The 18689-nt window shown below is 53.8% G+C and carries 18 protein-coding genes; all 18 read right to left on the reverse strand.

The annotated features are described in order from the left end of the window. A partial coding sequence (gene cbiQ, locus JDF658_RS08980) for a cobalt ECF transporter T component CbiQ (protein ID WP_079907300.1) occupies window positions 1–662 on the reverse strand: 662 nt, incomplete at its 3' end. Between the two features lie 2 nt (window positions 663–664). After that, the gene (locus JDF658_RS08985) at window positions 665–856 is read right to left on the reverse strand and encodes a CooT family nickel-binding protein (protein WP_079907301.1); all 192 of its coding nucleotides are present in this window, start codon (window positions 854–856) and stop codon (window positions 665–667) included. A 3-nt stretch (window positions 857–859) separates the two neighbouring features. Then, window positions 860–1150 carry a PDGLE domain-containing protein gene (locus tag JDF658_RS08990; RefSeq protein WP_079907341.1) on the reverse strand — a complete coding sequence of 97 codons (291 nt, stop codon included), beginning with the start codon at window positions 1148–1150 and terminating at the stop codon, window positions 860–862. Continuing rightward, window positions 1147–1788: an energy-coupling factor ABC transporter permease gene (locus JDF658_RS08995; protein ID WP_079907343.1), complete on the reverse strand. Its 642-nt coding sequence runs from the start codon at window positions 1786–1788 to the stop codon at window positions 1147–1149. The genes JDF658_RS08990 and JDF658_RS08995 overlap by 4 nt, the downstream gene beginning before the upstream one ends. Before the next feature lie 181 nt (window positions 1789–1969). Then, entirely contained in the window at window positions 1970–3967 is a 1998-nt protein-coding gene (ligA, locus tag JDF658_RS09000) for an NAD-dependent DNA ligase LigA (protein WP_200805665.1), read from the reverse strand. Window positions 3968–3984: 17 nt separating this feature from the next. Continuing rightward, window positions 3985–4860 (reverse strand): lipid II flippase Amj family protein, encoded by an 876-nt coding sequence (locus JDF658_RS09005; RefSeq protein ID WP_078666052.1) that lies wholly within the window; start codon window positions 4858–4860, stop codon window positions 3985–3987. A gap of 22 nt (window positions 4861–4882) precedes the next feature. Next, a complete protein-coding gene (locus JDF658_RS09010; protein ID WP_079907305.1) occupies window positions 4883–6526 on the reverse strand; it encodes a putative manganese-dependent inorganic diphosphatase in 1644 nt (547 codons plus the stop codon). 4 nt (window positions 6527–6530) lie between these two features. Continuing rightward, window positions 6531–8705: a DNA helicase PcrA gene (pcrA, locus tag JDF658_RS09015; protein WP_079907307.1), complete on the reverse strand. Its 2175-nt coding sequence runs from the start codon at window positions 8703–8705 to the stop codon at window positions 6531–6533. A 197-nt stretch (window positions 8706–8902) separates the two neighbouring features. Then, entirely contained in the window at window positions 8903–11071 is a 2169-nt protein-coding gene (locus JDF658_RS09020; protein WP_079907308.1) for a methyl-accepting chemotaxis protein, read from the reverse strand. Window positions 11072–11225: 154 nt separating this feature from the next. Beyond that, on the reverse strand, window positions 11226–11861 hold the full coding sequence (gene hisIE, locus JDF658_RS09025) for a bifunctional phosphoribosyl-AMP cyclohydrolase/phosphoribosyl-ATP diphosphatase HisIE (RefSeq protein ID WP_078665989.1): 636 nt from the start codon (window positions 11859–11861) through the stop codon (window positions 11226–11228). Next, window positions 11858–12619, reverse strand: coding sequence for an imidazole glycerol phosphate synthase subunit HisF (gene hisF / locus JDF658_RS09030; RefSeq protein ID WP_079907310.1), 762 nt, complete (start codon window positions 12617–12619; stop codon window positions 11858–11860). Before hisF ends, hisIE begins: the two co-directional genes overlap by 4 nt. Continuing rightward, window positions 12619–13344 carry a 1-(5-phosphoribosyl)-5-[(5-phosphoribosylamino)methylideneamino]imidazole-4-carboxamide isomerase gene (gene hisA / locus JDF658_RS09035; protein WP_078665987.1) on the reverse strand — a complete coding sequence of 242 codons (726 nt, stop codon included), beginning with the start codon at window positions 13342–13344 and terminating at the stop codon, window positions 12619–12621. Before hisA ends, hisF begins: the two co-directional genes overlap by 1 nt. Continuing rightward, window positions 13322–13960, reverse strand: a complete 639-nt coding sequence (gene hisH, locus JDF658_RS09040) for an imidazole glycerol phosphate synthase subunit HisH (RefSeq protein WP_079907311.1) — start codon at window positions 13958–13960, stop codon at window positions 13322–13324. The genes hisA and hisH overlap by 23 nt, the downstream gene beginning before the upstream one ends. Window positions 13961–13973: 13 nt before the next feature. Beyond that, complete coding sequence (gene hisB, locus JDF658_RS09045) at window positions 13974–14561, reverse strand: imidazoleglycerol-phosphate dehydratase HisB (RefSeq protein ID WP_079907313.1); 588 nt, start codon at window positions 14559–14561, stop codon at window positions 13974–13976. Further along, window positions 14558–15616: a histidinol-phosphate transaminase gene (gene hisC / locus JDF658_RS09050; RefSeq protein WP_159446600.1), complete on the reverse strand. Its 1059-nt coding sequence runs from the start codon at window positions 15614–15616 to the stop codon at window positions 14558–14560. The genes hisB and hisC overlap by 4 nt, the downstream gene beginning before the upstream one ends. Next, on the reverse strand, window positions 15613–16920 hold the full coding sequence (gene hisD / locus JDF658_RS09055) for a histidinol dehydrogenase (protein ID WP_078665984.1): 1308 nt from the start codon (window positions 16918–16920) through the stop codon (window positions 15613–15615). Before hisD ends, hisC begins: the two co-directional genes overlap by 4 nt. A 12-nt stretch (window positions 16921–16932) precedes the next feature. Further along, window positions 16933–17604 carry an ATP phosphoribosyltransferase gene (hisG, locus tag JDF658_RS09060; RefSeq protein ID WP_079907316.1) on the reverse strand — a complete coding sequence of 224 codons (672 nt, stop codon included), beginning with the start codon at window positions 17602–17604 and terminating at the stop codon, window positions 16933–16935. A 105-nt stretch (window positions 17605–17709) separates the two neighbouring features. Then, window positions 17710–18630 carry a sensor histidine kinase gene (locus tag JDF658_RS09065; RefSeq protein ID WP_078665982.1) on the reverse strand — a complete coding sequence of 307 codons (921 nt, stop codon included), beginning with the start codon at window positions 18628–18630 and terminating at the stop codon, window positions 17710–17712. Window positions 18631–18689: the final 59 nt, after the last annotated feature.

Here is an 18689-nt window from a genome sequence, read left to right on the forward strand (position 1 = left end):
GCCGTGTAAATCCGGTCTCCCCGGTCGGCAGCCCGCAAAAACAACATCCCTACCATCTGCCCCAGGGTTTTCATGGTCCGCCAGTGGTAGAGGCCTTTCCCTCTTTGAAATCCGCGGGCCTTACGGGCAGTTTGCATCCTCTCCAGTTCGCTACCCAGCAGACTAAAATATCTGAGGGTAAAAGCGATCAAATTGACCAGCAAATCAGGCAATCCCAGCTGTCGTAAGCCCTGTAATAGCTGAGCACGTGGAGTAGTTTCCGTCAAAATGGTCATCGCCAGAACGGCATTCAGAACGCGCAAAGCCAGAAACAGGGCCTTTTGCCCGCCTTCCACAGTTGCGGTCAACTTAAAGGCCAGGATATTTGCCGTCCAGAGAGGTTGCCCTGGAGTGATAAAGGGAAAAAGCAAAACCATAATTCCGGCGAAAGGCAAAAGCCAGACTAGCCTTTTCATCAGGATAACATGAGTAATCCGTGCCAGCAGAGCTATTCCCAGCAACACCAGGGCAGCCACCGTCAGAAGTAAAATATTTTTTAAGGTAGAAAAGATAACAACCACCGAAAAAAGCGAAAGGATTTTCAATCTGGTATCCAGCTGCCACAGGGGAGAACGCCCGGATTGATTATTCAAAAGGTCTCCGGAATAACCAGGATTGCACATAATTACTCATCCCGTTCCAGAATGATTTTATGGTCAACCAGGGCCATTTCCACAATCCGGCCTTTTATGGTTTTGCGCTGACCGAAAATATTCTCCAGATATAACTCATTACCCTGGGGGATGATTTTGTCTACCCGTTCCAGCAGCAATTCCTCTTTTTCCCCCTGGCGTAGATAGGCATTGGCCTCACACATAGCCTAGCTCCTCCTTTCCTTGCCACCAATTAAGAGTTTGCCCATTGCGTACATAAATATAAATACCAGACAAGTCCCCACAATTCCTGCCACAGCCGTAGCTATTTTTTCATTTTGAATACCGGGAAAAAGATAGTCAGGGATAGGAGAAGAGAGCAATGAGGTTCCCTTTTCCAGAAAGCCATGATCTTCAGCTACCCGTTCCAGGCCATCCGGGCTGGAGGAGGCGAAAGGCGAAAGAAAAGCCGCAATCGCCAGGGCCAGGCCCAGTCCGCTCAGAATTTTGCCTTTCATGCTTCCCACCCCGCTTTCTCCTGCTCAACCTCATAGACCAGACGATTTTTAAAGACGAAGTTTACAGCCACAGCCGTGAGCATTCCTTCACCGATACCGATCAAGGCATGCCAGAAGGCCATCGCCGGTAAAACCTTGGCCAGAGGAATGGTGCCAGAGATAGCCAGCTCCAGAGAAGCCGCCACCGCTGCTGCCATAACCGAAACCCAGCCGGCCAGGAAATTGCTTACCCCGGCAGGCAAGCGCAATTTTTTCAAGCTGTTTTCCATCAGCCAGGCAGCTCCGACGCCAATCACCGCCATGTTAAGGATATTAGCCCCCAGAGCCGTGATGCCACCATCCTGGAAAAACAGACTCTGGATGATTAAGACTGTTGCCAGAATTAAGCTGGCACTCCAGGGCCCCAGCAAGGAGGTAGCCAGAGCCGCCCCCAGCAAGTGACCCGAAGTCCCGCCGGCCACCGGGAAATTGACCATCTGACCGGCAAAAATAAAGGCTGACATGATGCCCAGCACCGGGATTTGCCGCTCCTTGAGACTAGCCTGAGCCTGCTTGATGCTATACCCTAAAGCTCCGGTACTAATGGCCGCCGCCGGCACCCAAACGCCAGGGCTTAAAAAACCATCTGGAATATGCATTTCCCTCACCCTTTCTTTTAAAATAAAAACCACGGCAAAGCCCCTCTCCTTGCTGGAGAGACAGACCTCCGTGGTCATCGTTCCGTCAATATTATGCTTGTTGAAAATAACTCTGTCCAGTGATACCTCCATGGTATCTTGCAAAATTATTATACAACAACCCGGGCAAAATGACAAGAGGTTAGTTCGAAATTTTCTGCCAGAACTCTTCTTCCGATAAAACCGGTATACCCAGTGCCCGGGCCTTTTCCAGCTTGCTGCCCGGGTTTTCCCCTGCTACCACAAAAGAGGTTTTTTTGCTGACACTGCTGCTGGCCTTGCCGCCCAGCTGTTCTACCAGGGCTTCCGCTTCCTTTCTCCCCATCCGGCTTAAGGTACCGGTAATGACCACCGTCTGGCCGGCCAGAGGCAAATTGTCCACAGTAACCGGATCCGCATCTTCTTCCATCTTCACCCCGGCTGCTTTTAACTTATTCAGCAAATTGCGGTTATGTTCATCGGCAAAAAACTGGACAATGGCTTCCGCCATTTTCGGCCCAACTTCCGGGATCTGCTGCAATTCCTCCTGTGTAGCCGCTGCCAGCTTCTCCATGGAGCCAAAATGGCGGGCCAGGGTTTTAGCCGCTTTGGCCCCCACATGGCGAATGCCCAGGGCAAAGAGCAATGGCCCCAGGCCCCGTTCCTTGCTGGCTGCAATAGCTTGCAGCAGGTTTTGGGCGGATTTTTTGCCCATGCGCTCCAGTGGCAATAAATCCTCTTCTCGCAAATTATAGAGGTCGGCAGCATCCCGGATCAGGCCCGCTTCCAGCAACTGGTTGACCACCGCCGGACCTAAGCCCTCGATATTCATGGCATCCCGGGAGACGAAGTGATTGATGGCCTCCCGGTTCTGGGCCGGGCAGAAACGATTGGGACAGCGCACAGCCACTTCCCCTTCCGGCCTTACTACTTTGCTACCACAGGCCGGACAGTGTTCGGGCATGACAAATTCCCGTTCCAGACCGCTGCGCTTTTCCTTCAACACTCTGACTACTTCAGGAATGATATCCCCGGCTTTATGAATCAGCACATGGTCCCCGATGCGTACATCCTTTTCCCGGATGATGTCCTGATTATGCAAACTGGCCCGGCTGACAGTACTGCCAGCCACAAACACCGTCCGCAAAACCGCCGTCGGTGTCAGCACCCCGGTGCGCCCCACTGTGATTTCAATATCTTCTACCACTGTTTCCGCCTGCTCGGCCGGGAACTTGTAGGCAATAGCCCAGCGGGGGCTTTTGGCGGTGAAGCCCAGACGCTGCTGCTGGCTCAGCTTATTGACCTTGATCACCAGGCCATCAATATCATAGGGCAGCTGGTGGCGTAATACCGCCCATTCCTCTGCCAGAGCGATTACCTCTTCTATATCGCGACAAAGGCGGCGCTGGGGATTGACCGGTAGGCCCAGCTGTTCCAGCCAGTCCAGAGCAGCGGCATGGGTGGAAATTTCCAGCCCTTCCGTCTGGGCCAGAGCATAAATAAAAACCGCCAGAGAGCGTTTGGCTGTCACTTTGGGATCCAGCTGGCGCAGAGAACCGGCCGCAGCATTGCGGGGATTGGCAAAAACCGGTTCACCATTGGCTTCCCGCTCAGCATTTAAGCGGGCAAACGCTTTTTTCGGCATGAAAGCCTCTCCCCGCACCTCCAGCAAGGGGGGAGCCTTGGGTAGTTCCAGGGGCAGAGTTTGAATGGTTTTGAGGTTTTCGGTAATATCCTCCCCTACTTCCCCATCCCCCCGGGTTGCTCCCTGCACAAACCGGCCCTGCTCATAGGTCAGAGCCACCGCCAGGCCGTCGATTTTGGCTTCCACCATGTATTCCGGGTCCTCTCCGCCCAGATTTTGTTTAACCCGGCGGTCAAAAGCCCGCAGCTCCTCGGCATTAAAGGCATTATCCAGGCTCAAAAGGGGAATGCGATGCCTGACCTGGCCAAAGGCTTTTAAAGGTTCTCCTCCTACCCGGCGGGTAGGCGAATCAGCCGTAATCAGCTCCGGATATTGCTCTTCCAGCTCCAGCAATTCCCGGTAGAGGGCGTCATATTCAGCGTCAGTCAATACGGGCTGGTCCAGCACATAATAGAGATAATTATGGCGGCGTATCTCCCGCCGCAATTCCTCAATGCGCCGGCGGGCGTGTTCCATATCCATACTCTCACCTCTTATCCCTTCAGCAAGGTGGCTGTCCAGGCAATTACCTGGGCCGCCGGTACAGTAATCAGCTGGGCAAACAGGGTACCGGCAATACGGCTGAATGACAGATATTTTACCATTACCGCCACTTCCTCCTCTTCCCTTACCCCGCGTAAGGCCTGGTCAGTGAGGGAAGCCACCTGGGGGTCAACGGCTGTGGCCAGGAACACGGTAGCGAAACCGTTGACAATGGCAGATAAAGTCACTGCAGTCGTGCTGAAGCGGGGATTCATGGCTCCGGCAAACATGGCCGACAGTACCCCGGTAGTTGCCAGGCCGGTAGCCAGGACATTCAGTAAAAAGACCTGGCCGGGCAAAGGCAATTTTTCCCCCTGGCGCACTTTGTTAATATGGCTTAAAGAAGGCGGCTTGATTTCCTTCAAACCCTGACGTAATTTGCCTGGATGTAAAAGCAACACTACCATTTTGGGCACTGAACCCACTTTTTCAAAAAGCAGAATCAAACGGCTGAAGATGCGGACAAAGCTGGGAACCAGTAAGGTTCCCAGCACTGTGCCTGCAAAAGCCGCCAGCAGCACCAGCCTGACTTTTACTGTCAGTCCGGCCAGGGTGGATTGATAGATGGCCAGGTGTTCCAGCTGGGTTTGTTCCAGTTTGCCCACTCCAGCAGTGATGGTATGAATGGCATCATCCACCAGACTGGCAAAGAGCGGGCCCTGGATGGTATTGGCCGTTGAGGCCAGCAAGAAAATCACATTCCAGAGGGAAAAAGCGATGGCCAGCCGTTTGGTCTTCACTCCCGCCAGACGGACGGAATAGGCTAAGGTGCTAATCAGATGCAAGAGGGCGGTAAAAATCATCACCACCCATAAGCGGCTTTCCATGGGCCTGGCCTCCTTAAAGGGTTTATTTACTCAAATGAGCCGTTAATGGCGGCACAACCTGTTTCTTGCGGGACATAACTCCAGGCAGATACATGGCCTGGTCGACAAGAGGCTGGCCAAAAGTTTCCTCCACCACCCGGCTTTCCGGGCCGGTGACCAGCAATTCGGTCCCTTCTTGCAGGATATCGGTAATCATCAGCAAGACCAAATCCAGGCCTTTCTCCTTGCGAATGGCCTCCATATCCGCCAGCAGTCCTGCTTTCAGCTGAGCCAGCTGAGAGAGGTCCATGGTTTCCACCTGGCCGATACCCAGGGTAAGGGGACCCATCTTGAATTCCTTGAAATCCTGATAAATGATTTCCTCATTGGTTCGCCCCACCAGGCTGGTACCGGCTTTATACATCTCCAAGCCAAACTGGTCTATATCTACCCCGGCAATCTCCGCCAGCCAGCGGGCGGTTTCCTCATCCCGTTTGGTGCAGGTGGGGGATTTGAACAGCACAGTATCTGAGAGGATAGCTCCCAGCATCAACCCCGCCATGGTCCGGGGGATTTCCACTCCTGATTCCCGGTACATGCCAGCGACAATGGTCGCAGTACAGCCCACCGGTTCATTGCGGAAAAAGATGGGTTGACCGGTCTGGATATCCCCCACCCGGTGGTGGTCAACGACTTCCAGGATTTCCGCCTGTTCCAGGCCATCAACAGCCTGACTCTTTTCATTATGGTCCACTAAAATCACTTTCTTGCGGGACAGGGCCAGCAAATGATAACGGGAGACTACCCCGAGGAAGCGGTTATTTTCATCCACTACCGGGTAATTGCGGTAACGGGTTTCCAGCATTACCTTTTTGGCTTCATCTGCCAGGTCATCAGCCTGAAATACAATGCAGTCACTGGCAGGCCGCATCAAGCTGCTGACCGGGGCACTCATATTGATCAAACGGGCAGCAGCAAAAGTATCATGGGGTACGGAAACCAGGGCTGCTCCCCGCTTTTCCGCCTCCGCCCTGACCCGGTCACTGACCGTATAGCCACAGGTGATAATCAGGCAGGCCGCTTCCCGGGCCAGCGCCGTCAGTTGAGCTTCTTCCCGGTTGCCCAGGATGACCACATCTCCCGGGCTTATGTAATCTGCCATGGTCTGGGCCGCCATCGCCCCGATAATCACATTCCCGGTCAGTTCGGTACTTTCCGCCGGACCGCTCAGCAGTTGACCATTGAGAGTGCGGATAATATTTCCCAGAGTAACATGCATTTTACCCAGGTTTTCCAGCCCCAGTTCCTGCATGTATTTGTGGGCAATATCCCCCAGGGTGACCAGACCAAGAAAATGGTTTTGCTCATCCACAATGGGAATGGTTTTAATGTTGTGGGTGCGGGTGAGAATGCCCACTTCCCGCAGGGGCGTGCCCGGCAGCACTGCTACCGGTGTATCCCCGTTTAACATATCCTCCACCCGGGCTTTGACATCAGTCAGCAGAGGCGGAGCTTCCACTCCGAAGTAGTCCAGCACAAACTGGGTTTCCAGATGGAGTTTACCCGCCCGTGCCGCCTGATATTCCCCGCCCCCCAGGGCGTTTTTGAGATAGGCATAGGCAATGGCAGAACAGATGGAATCAGTATCAGGGTTTTTGTGGCCGATTACATACACTGGTTTGGACATTTTTCTACAACTGCTCCTTTCTGATTGGTGCGTATTTTGCTATAAAAACCTTGATTCCCAGGTTCGGAAAAGCAATAGAAAGCTCGGTATCTTCTCCCTGGCCCTTAATGCCGACAATAGCCCCCGGTCCATATTTTTTATGCACTACCCGGTCCCCCAGCTGCCATTCCTGTTCAGCTGCTGTCGACCCTTGAGCTGATGTGGAGGCAGCTCCCGCCTCCAGGCGGTCTACCCCGCTTCTGCTGGCCCCTGTCCCCCGTTCCAGCAAATGGGCGGGAATCTCACTCAGGAAGCGGGAAGGGGGGTTAGTGCTGATACGGCCAAAGAGGTTGCGGCTCCAGCAATGGGTCAGATAGAGCTTCTCTTTGGCCCGGGTGATGCCCACATAGCAAAGGCGACGCTCTTCTTCCAGTTCCGCTTCTTCCAGGCTGAGCAGGGCCCGGGAGTGGGGAAAAATCCCCTCTTCCATTCCGGCCAGGAAGACCACGGGAAACTCCAGACCTTTAGCGGAATGGAGAGTCATCAGAGTCACCTGCTCCCCACTTTCCAAAGTATCAAGGTCACTCATGAGGGAAATCCCGGCCAGAAAACCTTCCAGGCCTTCTTCTTCCTGGCGGGCATCAAATTCCATGGTTACCGTCCGGAATTCCCGCAGGTTTTCCAGGCGGGTCTGGGCCTCCACCGTTTTTTCCGCTTCCAGTTCTGCCTGGTAGCCGGTGCGCTCCAGCACTGCATCCAGCATTTCCGTAACCGAAGCGATCTCCACCTGCCGACGCAAATCCTCCATTAGATTAATGAAGTCCCGCACTGCCTTCTGGGACCGGGCAGAAAGTCCTGGAATTTCCTCCACTACCATTAAGGCCTGGTAAAGGCTGAGATTGCGCCGGGCCGCTTCCTGGCGGATTTTGTTCACCGTAGCTTCCCCGATATTGCGTTTGGGCACATTGATAATGCGCTCCAGACTGACACTATCAGCCGGATTGACCAGTACCCGCAGGTAGGCCAGCACATCTTTGATTTCCTTGCGTTCATAGAACTTGAGGCCTCCGACCATTGTGTACGGGATGGCATTGCCGATCAGCTCATCTTCAATGGCCCGGGACTGGGCGTTAGTGCGGTATAAAACCGCAAAATCGCTGTAAGGGCGGCCATTCTTATTTAAACGCAGGATTTCTCCCACGATAAAGCGGGCTTCCTCCTTTTCATCCCCCAGCTGCACACAGACGATTGGTTCACCTGCCGGGTTTTCCGTCCAGAGGGACTTATCCTTGCGACCCACATTATTGGCTACCACCGCATTGGCCGCAGCCAGAATAGTTCTGGTGGAACGATAATTCTGCTCCAGTTTGATTACTTTCGCCTCAGGATAGTCCCGTTCAAAATCCAGAATATTGCCAATATCCGCTCCCCGAAAACGGTAAATACTCTGATCATCATCCCCCACCACACACAAATTGCGATGGGCCGAAGCCAGCAAATTGACCAGGCGGTACTGGGCATGGTTGGTATCCTGGTACTCATCCACCAGGATATAGAGGAATTTCTGCTGATAATAGGCCAGGATTTCCGGAAACTCCTCAAACAGCTGCACAGTCAGCATGATCAGGTCATCAAAATCCAGGGCCTGGTTACGAATCAGTTTTTGCTGATAGCTCTCATAGACCCGGGACGCCGTTTCCGCCAGCCAGTCACCATAAACCCGGCGCCGCATTTGGGCCGGGGTTTCCAGGCGGTTTTTGGCATCACTGATCAGGGCAGCCATCAGGCGAGGGGAGTATTTTTTCTCGTCCAGATTCAGTTCCCGCAGACATTCCTTCAGCACTGTCTGCTGGTCTGCCGTATCGTAGATAACAAAATTGGAATCATAGCCCAGATAGCTGATTTCCCGCCGCAGGATGCGCAGACAGGCGGAATGGAAAGTGGAAACCCACATGTCTCTGCTGATAACTTCCCCTACCAGCTGTTCCACTCTTTCCTTCATCTCACCGGCCGCTTTGTTGGTAAAAGTGATGGCTAAAATCTGCCAGGGCTTGACTCCCTGCCTGATCAGATAAGCGATACGATGGGTTAAGACCCGGGTTTTGCCACTGCCGGCCCCGGCCAGAATCAGCAAGGGGCCATTGATATGGGTAACAGCTTCCCGCTGCACAGGATTGAGGTTGGCCAGCAAATCAGCCATTTTGTTCTTCCTTTCTTTGCTTGTACTAAGACTGATATATATTCTACAACATCTGTTTGTTTCCTGCTATAAGTTTTCTGCTTAAAATTAGAGCTTTCTCCACCTGGCTTTACGGCCGATTTCCACAGGAGTAATTAAACCCTAACGCCGGGTACAATCTTAAACAAAAAGAAAAAGGGGCTAACCCCCTTTCGTTTTTATACCCTGAAACGATTAACCATCTGCTGCAGGTTTTGCGCCAGTCCGGAGAGATTTTGGGCCGCAGCTGCTACCTGCTGGGCAATGGCCTTGAGCTCGTGAGTACTGTGACTGACATTCTTGACCGCATTGGCGCTATCATCAGTAGCCCGGGCGATATTTTCAATAGTGAGCAGGACGTTGTCACTGCCAGCAGCCATTTCCTCCGTAGCGGCAGTATTTTCCTCAGTGATAGCAGCGATATTGTCAATTGCCTGCACCACATCCCGGCTTTGCTGCTGCACATTTTGAATGGCAGCAGCAATGGCCTGGAGCTCGTCCCCTGCCTTGCGGGCGATTTCCACGATTTCCTGTAAAGCGGAACCGGCCGCATGGGCTTTGCTAACTCCCTGTTCTACCTGAGTGGTACCCGTTGCCATCGCCGCAACCGCCTGTTCGGTGGCTTTCTGGATAGTCTGGATCAATTGCCGGATTTCCTGGGTGGAACGGCTGGACCGTTCTGCCAGTTTGCGCACTTCATCGGCTACTACCGCAAAGCCTTTGCCATGTTCCCCGGCCCGTGCAGCCTCAATAGCCGCATTAAGAGCCAGCAAGTTAGTCTGTTCAGCAATATCATCGATAACCTGGACAATTTCCCCAATCTGTTTGGAGTGCGCCCCCAGCTGCTTAATATCTTCCGCTGCTGCAAATACTACCCGGCGAATTTCTTCCATACCTTGAACGGTTTCCGCTACTACCTGGCCACCGGCTTCCGCCTTTTCCCGGTTAAGACGAGCCGCCTCCTCCACCAGTTGCATGCGCTCTCCGATTTCAGCAATTCCTGTGGCCATACGGTTAACCATTTCTGCACCTCTGGTTACGTTCACTGCTTGCTCCTGGGCCCCGGCGGCGATTTGGGCAATTGCCTGACTCAACTCCCGCATGGCTGTTTCCGCGGTCTGTACAGAACTGCTCTGCAGTCTGGCGCCTTCTTCCACCACCCGGATGGTTTCATTAATGGCATTCATGATTTCCTCAGTAGTCACCGCAGCCTGCTGAGCACTGGCAGTCAATTCCTGACTGGCGCCATTCACAGCGTTGGAAGTATTGAAGACCTCAGTAATAACCTGGCGCATATTTTCCAACATGGCGTTAAAGCCCTGGGCCAGTAACCCCAGCTCATCGGATCCTTTGCCCTGTACTGCAGCCGTCAGATCTCCTCTGGCGACCTGATCAGCCACAGCCGCCAGATGGCGCACCTGTTTGGCTACCCCATGGGCAAAGATGGTGCCCACCAGCATCGCAACCAGAATTGCGATAACAGTCGTCCAGAGAATAGCTGTATTCAGGTGTTCCAGCTCAACAAAAGCCTCTGCTGTCGGCTCCTGTACAAATATACCCCAACCCAGGCGCTGCAGGGGCTTGTAACCGGCGACTTTTTCTACCCCCTGGAAGGTATAAGTGGTAAAGCCCTCTTCCCCGGCCAGAGCCTTTTTAATGAAAGGCAATTGCTCTCCCAAATTGGTTTGTTTTCTGACCAGTTCCCGGTCCGGGTGGGCAATTACAATCCCCTTTCTGTCCACAATATAGCCATAACCGCTCTTGCCCAGTTTCATCTCGGAAACCATGTCACTGAGGCTGCCCAGATCGATGTCAGCAGCCAGTACCCCGATAGCTTTACCGTTTTTATCTTTGATGGCTTTCGCTACAGTTACAATCGGCAACCCTGTAGAAGCATCATTGTAAACGTCGGTGATTTCGATTTTATCACTCTTGATGGCTTGCTGAAACCAGGGGCGTTGCCGGGCATCATAGTCTGCCGGCAGATTTGTAGTCGGAGTGATACTGGGCAAACCAGGCTGATCCAGGTATCCGGCATAAATAAACATAAACTGGGGATTATTTTTAATCACCTGGGAAAAAATCGCTCGCTGGGCGGCAAAATCCTTGCTCTCCAAAGCCGGCAGAACAGCCAGGGTTTCCACGATTTTCTCCGAAGCCCGGATATGGTTATCGGTCTCCCGGGCCAGGGAATCCACCAGAGCGTTAATCCCCTTGCGCGTCTGGTTTTCAATACCCGCCTGGGCATTTTGCCGGGCATGTACCCCGGCCACTACCAGCGGAATGATAATCAGAGCCGCAAACATAAACAATAATTTAGCACGAAAATTCCAGAACCTGGCCTTCATCTTCTCGCCTCCGCTTATAAGCAATTAAATTTTTGATTACAAATATTCGTCAATTTTTGTCTATTTCCTGCCATCAGATTTAAGTCAGTATATTATAGACAAATCGAAAAGGGTGTCTATCATTTATACACTATTGATAGACACCCTGATAAATTCATCTCCGTTTGGCCAGCTCCCGGTAGACCCGGGCCGGTTCCATGCCCTGTTCCGCCAGCAGTACCCAGAGGTGATAAATCAGGTCAGCAGCTTCCCAGGCTACTTCCTCGGGCTGACGGTTTTTGGCAGCGATAATTACCTCGGCCGCCTCTTCTCCCACTTTTTTCAGGATCTTATCCAGCCCCTGATTGAAAAGTTTGGCGGTATAAGAGCCCTCCGGCCTGGTCTCTTGCCGCTCCTTGATTACCCGCCAGAGTTCCACCAGAATTTCACTGCCCGCCAGGCTTTCTTGCTCTTCTCTCTCCCCAAAACTGAGGCGATTGTGAAAACAGGAATATTCCCCGGTATGACAGGCTACCCCCACCTGTTCCACCTTGATAAGAAGGGCATCGGCATCACAGTCATAAGCGATTTCCCGTACCAGCTGGTAGTGGCCGGAGGTTTCCCCTTTATTCCATAACTGCTGGCGACTGCGACTCCAGAACCAGGTACGCCCTGTGGCCAGGGTCCGTTCCAGAGCCTGCCGGTTCATATAAGCCAGCATCAGCACTTCCCTGGTATGCACATCCTGAACAATAGCCGGCAGCAGGCCATCGGGGCCAAACTGCAAGTCCTGGATTCCCTTTTGTTTCATATCCTCACCTTCACCCCTTGCTGCCGCAGATATTCCTTGACTTCCCTGATAGTATAAGTGCCAAAGTGGAAAATGGAAGCAGCCAGTACAGCGTCAGCTTCACCTTTTGTCACCCCATCCAGAAGGTGTGCTAACGTCCCGGCCCCCCCGGAGGCAATCACCGGTATGCGCACTGTCCGGGCAATGGCCCGGGTCAGCTCCAGGTCATAGCCATCCTTGGTGCCATCGCGGTCCATACTGGTGAGCAAAATTTCGCCTGCCCCCAGACGCTCTACCTCCTGGGCCCAGGCCACTGCATCCAGCCCGGTGGGAGTGCGACCACCATGAATAAAAACTTCCCAGCCATCCCCATGCTGACGACGCCGGGCGTCAATGGCCACTACAATGCACTGGCTGCCAAACTGCCGCGCTCCTTCTGCTACCAGCGCCGGATTTTTGATGGCAGCCGTATTGACCGAAACCTTGTCCGCTCCGGCCAGCAGCATCTGGCGCATATCATCAACGGTGCGGATACCTCCCCCGACAGTAAAGGGAATAAACACCTCTTCCGCCGTTCGCCGCACTACCTCCAGCATGGTTTGCCGCCCCTCATGGGAGGCAGATATGTCCAGAAAAACCAGTTCATCGGCCCCGGCCTGGTCATAAAAGCGGGCCAGTTCCACCGGGTCACCGGCATCCCGCAAATTGATAAAATTGGTGCCCTTGACCACCCGTCCCCCATCCACATCCAGGCAGGGAATAATGCGTTTGGCTAACATCAGCCACAAACCTCCAATGCTTCACTGAGGTTGACCGTTCCCGCATAAAGGGCTTTACCCACGATAACCGCTTCAACCCCCAGACTTTCCAGTTCCTTCAGAGCCTGCAGGTCTGCCAGAGTGGCCACCCCACCGGAAGCGATCACCCTCAGTCCACTTTCCCGGGCCAGGGCAGCAATGCTGTCCAGATTAGGACCTTTCAGAGTGCCGTCCCGCCGCACATCGGTAAAGACCACCCGTTTGACCCCGATCTCCACCATCTCCCGGGCCAGCTGACCGACCGTTTTTTCCACCGTTGCTTCCCAGCCTTCAATGGCGACCAGGCCATCTTTGGCATCTATCCCCACCACAATGGCCTCCTCCCCAAAGCGCTGGATGGCTTCCCGCACCAGGGCAGGCTGGTTAATGGCCACCGTACCCAGGATCACCCGATTCACTCCCAGGTTCAGCAGCTCCTCGATGGTCTCCAGGCTGCGAATACCACCACCCAGCTGAACAGGGATTTTCACTTCCCTGACAATGGCTTCAATACAGGTCCGGTTATAGGGTTTGCCGGTAAAAGCTCCATCCAGATCGACCAGATGCAGCATTCTAGCCCCCAGCTCCTGCCAGCCCAGAGCAACTGCCACGGGATCGTGGGAATAGATGGTCTCATTTTCCACCTTTCCCTCCACTAGCCTGACACACTTGCCTTCCCGCAAATCAATGGCCGGAATAATCAGCACCGTAAATCAACTCCCCGAAATTTTTTAGTATCCGCAATCCATCCCGGCTGCTCTTTTCCGGATGGAATTGTACCCCCCATAATCCGGGAGCTGCCACCGCCGCCGCAAAAGGACGACCATACTCAGACCAGGCAGCTACCGTTTCTGCCTGTGCTGCTTCCACATAATAGGAATGGACAAAATAACAATAGGTCCCTGTCGCCAGCCCCTGAAACAGCAGTTGCCCCCAGGGGTTAGCGGTAAACTCCAGCTGATTCCAGCCCATATGGGGCACCTTCAGTTCTCCCCGAAAACGCACCACCCGTCCGGGCAACAAACCTAGTCCCGGCTGTTCGGGGCTTTCTTCACTGCTTTCAAACAGAAGCTGCATACCCAGGCAGATCCCTAAAAGCGGCTTGCCCATGGCAACCAGTTCCTTTAAGGGCTCCACCCAGCCACCCCCGCTGAGCCGTTCCATGCCATAGCCAAAGTGGCCAACCCCGGGTAAAATCAGGGCCCTGACGGCCACCATCTCTCCCGGTTCAGCCAGAATTTTCGTTTCCAATCCGGCAGCCTGACAAGCCCGCACCACACTGCGCAAATTGCCGGCACCGTAATCGATTATACCGACGGTCATTTTCCTACCCCCATCATAATACACCCTTGCTGGACAAAACCCCCGGAATGCGGGGATTTACCATAGTCGCCTGACCCAGAGCCCTCCCCAGAGCCTTGAAACAGGCCTCGGCCAGGTGGTGGCAATTGTGCCCCGCCAGACCGCGCACATGCAGGTTCAAGCCCCCGTGGTTAACCAGGGCCCGGCAGAATTCCTCCACCAGTTCCAGGTCAAAATTGCCTACCTGGGCCCGGGGAAAGGTCAGGTCGAAATTGAGGTAAGGCCGGCCACTCAAGTCCACTACTACCTGGACCAGGGCATCATCCAGCGGCACTGTCGCCTCCCCAAAGCGGTTAATTCCCGCTTTATCCCCCAGTGCGCGTACCAGGGCCTGTCCCAGGGTGATGCCCACATCTTCCACAGTATGATGGGCATCAATCTGCAAGTCCCCACTGGCTTCCACTGTCAGCCCGAAGAGCCCATGCTGTCCGATCTGGGTCAGAAGATGATCGAAAAACCCGATCCCGGTCTCGATCCGGGGCGGACGTATCTGGTCCAGTTCCAGTACCACCTTCACCCTGGTTTCCCTGGTTGTCCTCTCCACCGCTATGGTTCGGTTCATTTTGCCAGCACCTCTTTTACATTCGCCATCAGCAGGCGGTTTTCCTCCATTGTACCCACAGTAATTCGCAGACAATTAGTCAAACGGGGATGGCCCAGAAAACGCACCAGTATCCCCCGTTCAGCCAAAGCAGCAGCTACTGCTTGCGCTGGCCGGTCAAATTCCACCAGCAGGAAATTGGCGGCACTGGGCCAAACTTTTTTCACCCCCGCTATCTCTGCCAGCTCCCGGCTCAGTTCCTCTTTATCCTTTAAGATAGTCTCTATTTGCTGGACAAACAGCTCCCGGTGGCGTAATGCCGTCAATGCTGCCAGCTGGCTAAAGGCATTGAGATTATAGGGCTGGCGCACTTTATGCAGTTCCCTGATTAGCTCCCGGTTACCCAGGGCATAGCCCACCCTCAGTCCCGCCAGGCCAAAGGCTTTGGAAAAGGTACGGAGAATCAGGAGCTGGGGGTAACGGGGCAGCAAATCCACTACCGTTTGCCCGCAGAATTCGTAGTAGGCCTCATCCACTACCACCAGGGCCTCGGTCCTTTCCAGCACCTGAATGATCTCATCTCTTTCCACCAGGTTGCCGGTAGGGTTATTAGGGGTACAGATAAAGACTGCCCCGGTAGCTGGCTGCTGTGCCTGTTCCAGTAAAGGCGCCAGTTCCAGGTTGAATTCCTCATCCAGCGGCACTTCAACCGGGGTACCACCAGTAGCCAGAGTATTGATGGCATACATGGCAAAACTGGGTCCACCATAAACCGCCTGGCGCCCGGGTCCAACATAAGCCTGGCAGACCAGATGCAGGATTTCATCCGAGCCATTGCCCAGCAGAATCTGGTCAGCTTCTACCCCACAGTAGGCCGCCAGCTCAACCCGCAGCTGACTGGCAGTAGCGTCAGGATAGCGCTGAAACAGACCGGTCGACAAAGTCGCCAGCATTTCGGCCAGCACCGGTGCCGGAAACGGATGGGGGTTTTCATTGGCATCCAGTTTCACCCGCCAGGGTAATTCGTGGGGATCATAAGGTTTAAGGGCCTGTAGCCAGGCGCGCGCCTCAATCACTGCTCTCCCTCCTCTGTCAGGTCTTCCAGGCGTACCGCTACTGCCCTGGCATGGGCGGTCAATCCTTCTGTATTAGCCAGTTTGACAATGGCCTCTCCTTCTGCTTTCAAACCCCGGGCGGTATAGGAAAGGAGGCTGGTTTTCTTCATAAATGTCTCCACATTAAGGGCGGAATAGAAACGGGCGGTACCACCAGTCGGCAGCACATGGTTGGGCCCGGCCAGATAGTCCCCTACCGGTTCCGGTGTATAGGGTCCGAGAAAAATGGCACCGGCATGCTGAATAAGGCCCAGCCATTGCCAGGGGTCCTGCACTTGCAATTCCAGGTGTTCAGGAGCATAGCGGTTAGCCAGTGCTACCGCTTCCTCCAGATCAGCAGTGATAATTGCCCCACCGTAAGACACCAGACTTTTAGCCGCTATTTCCCGTCTCTCCAGGGCCTGCAGCTGTTTTTCCACTTCCCCAGCTACCGCTTCTGCCAGCTCCCGGCTGGGGGTGAGCAACACTGAGGAAGCCAGCACATCATGTTCAGCCTGGGATAGAAGGTCAGCTGCCAGATAACGAGGATTGGCAGTCTCATCAGCGATAATCAGGATTTCACTGGGCCCGGCCAGCATGTCGATATTGACCCGGCCATAGACTTCCTTCTTGGCCAGGGTAACATAGATATTGCCCGGACCGGTAATCAGGTCCACCTTCCGGATGGTTTCGGTGCCAAAGGCCAGGGCAGCGATAGCCTGCGCTCCCCCGATTTTATAGATTTCCGTCACTCCTGCCTCCCGGGCCGCCACCAGGGTATAGGGACTCAAACGTCCATCCCGCCTGGGTGGAGCCACCATAACAATCTCCTTTACCCCTGCTACCCGGGCAGGAATGGCATTCATTAGCACTGAGGAGGGATAATCGGCAGTCCCCCCCGGGACATAAATTCCTACCCGCTCCAGGGGCCTTACCAGCTGGCCCAGCACATTCCCCTTTTGGTCTGGTTCTGCCCAGGATTTGGGCAGCTGTTTCTGGTGAAAGGCACTAATATTATCCCGGGCCAGGCGCAGGGCCGCCAGAAACTCCTCATCCACCCGGGTATAAGCCTCAGCTACCTCTGCCTCGGATACGCGCATGGTGGCTGCTGTTAGCTCTACCCCGTCAAAGCGGGCCGTGTAGGCCAGTACCGCCTCATCTCCGCGACATTTGACTTCCGCCAGTATCTCCCTGACTGCCTGTTCATAACAGGCCAGATCGCCATATTCCTTCATTAACAGCCGTTCTGCCTCTACCGAACCGGCTTGCAAAATCCTGAACACCATCTTCGTCCCTCCTCAACAATCACTGTGCCGCTGGCTGGTATGGAATTTCAGCTTTTCCAGTAACGGCCCGATCCGCCTATCCTTGATGCGCAGATTGACCCGGTTGGCAATCAGGCGAGCGGTAACCGGAAAAATCTCCTCCACTTCCGCCAGATTGTTTTCCCGCAAAGTACGACCGGTAGAAACCAGATCCACAATCAAGTCCGCCAGCCCCACCAGGGGAGCCAGCTCGATATTGCCATGCAGCTTGATAATTTCCATCTGCAAACCTTTGCTCTGGAAAAACTGTTCCGCCACCCGGGGAAACTTGGTGGCTACCCGGGCTGCCGCCCATTGCGACCAATCGGTTATGGGAGTGAGCGCCTTAGGAGCCGCTACCACAAAACGGCAAAAACCGAATTTCAAATCCAGCAACTCATAAACATCCTTGCCCTGTTCGGCAATGGTATCTTTCCCCACTATCCCCAGATCCGCTGCTCCGTATTCCACAAAGGTAGGAATATCCGTGGGCCGGCAAATGAGGTAATTAACTTCCTGTTCCGCATCAGTAAAAAAGAGCTTGCGGCTGTCCCCCAGCAACTGGTCTGTATTTAAGCCACAGCGGCCCAGCAACTCCACCGCCTCCGCAAACAAAGCCCCCTTGGGCAGGGCAATGGTTAAGAAATCGTTATTTTTACTGAACATAGCCCTTCTCCTCTTTAGTTAGTTAAAGTGATGATTTACTAATATACTATCATGGTAATGGAGAAAAAGTCAATAAAAAAATAAGCGCCGGATTTGCATCAGGCGCTAGAGCCATAAGCCCGGTCCAGCCCAAATGGTAACCGCCAGATTCCCGTCCCGGCGGGGCAACCAGACAGTAAAAGTGGTTCCCTCCGCTTCGGTGCTGACCAGGTTGATTTTTCCGCGATTCTTCTGAACCAGAGTGGCTACTATATCCAGTCCCAGACCATTGCCTTCAGCCCCTTTGGTAGTGAAACCCCGCTCAAAGATTAGTCTTTGCAGTTTGACGGGGATAGGGGGCCCCCAGTTATGTACCGCCAGGCGAAAGCCTTCTTCCAGTTCCTCGATGCTTACAGTAACTATCCGGTCCCGGGGCAACAAATCCTTGACAGCATAAATGGCATTATCCAGCAGATTGCCCAGGATGCGGGCCAGATCCAGACCGCTGATTTCCGCCTGACCCAGATTGGAGCGGATATTGAACTGTAAACGTATCCCTTTTTCCTCGGCCAGGGCCTTCTTCTTCCATAAAAGAGCTTCCACTTCCGGTTGACTGACCAGCCGGTTTTTGTTGGCCCCGATTAGCTGGGCAGTGATTTCCGCCAGGTATTCGTATGCATCCTGAGGCTTGCCCAGTTGAATCAAGCCCCCGATGACCTGGAGGTGATTGAGGAAATCGTGACGATAAGCACTTAAAGTAGCATTAAACTCTTTGGCCTCTTCCAGTTGCAGAGCCTGCAGCCTAGCTTCTTCTTCCACATCAGCCATACGAATGATTTCCCTGACCATGAATACCCCCAAAATAGCGCAAAAGACCCCCAGGAGTCCGATGGTGATGAGCAAGCTATCACTTCTCAGCACCGAACTCCAGCGAGTCTCGTATCGCCAAAATAGCTGTAAAGTTACCAGCAATAAGAAAAGCCAACCTTGCAAGAGGATATTAGCGATTAAAAAAGCCACTTTGCGGCTGATTTGTCTGGAAGGCATTTCTCCCCATCCTTTTATCCACGAATCCTGCGCTGGTACAGGTCGAACCAGACTATCCG

This window comes from Carboxydocella sp. JDF658 (assembly GCF_002049395.1).
Lineage (GTDB): Bacteria > Bacillota.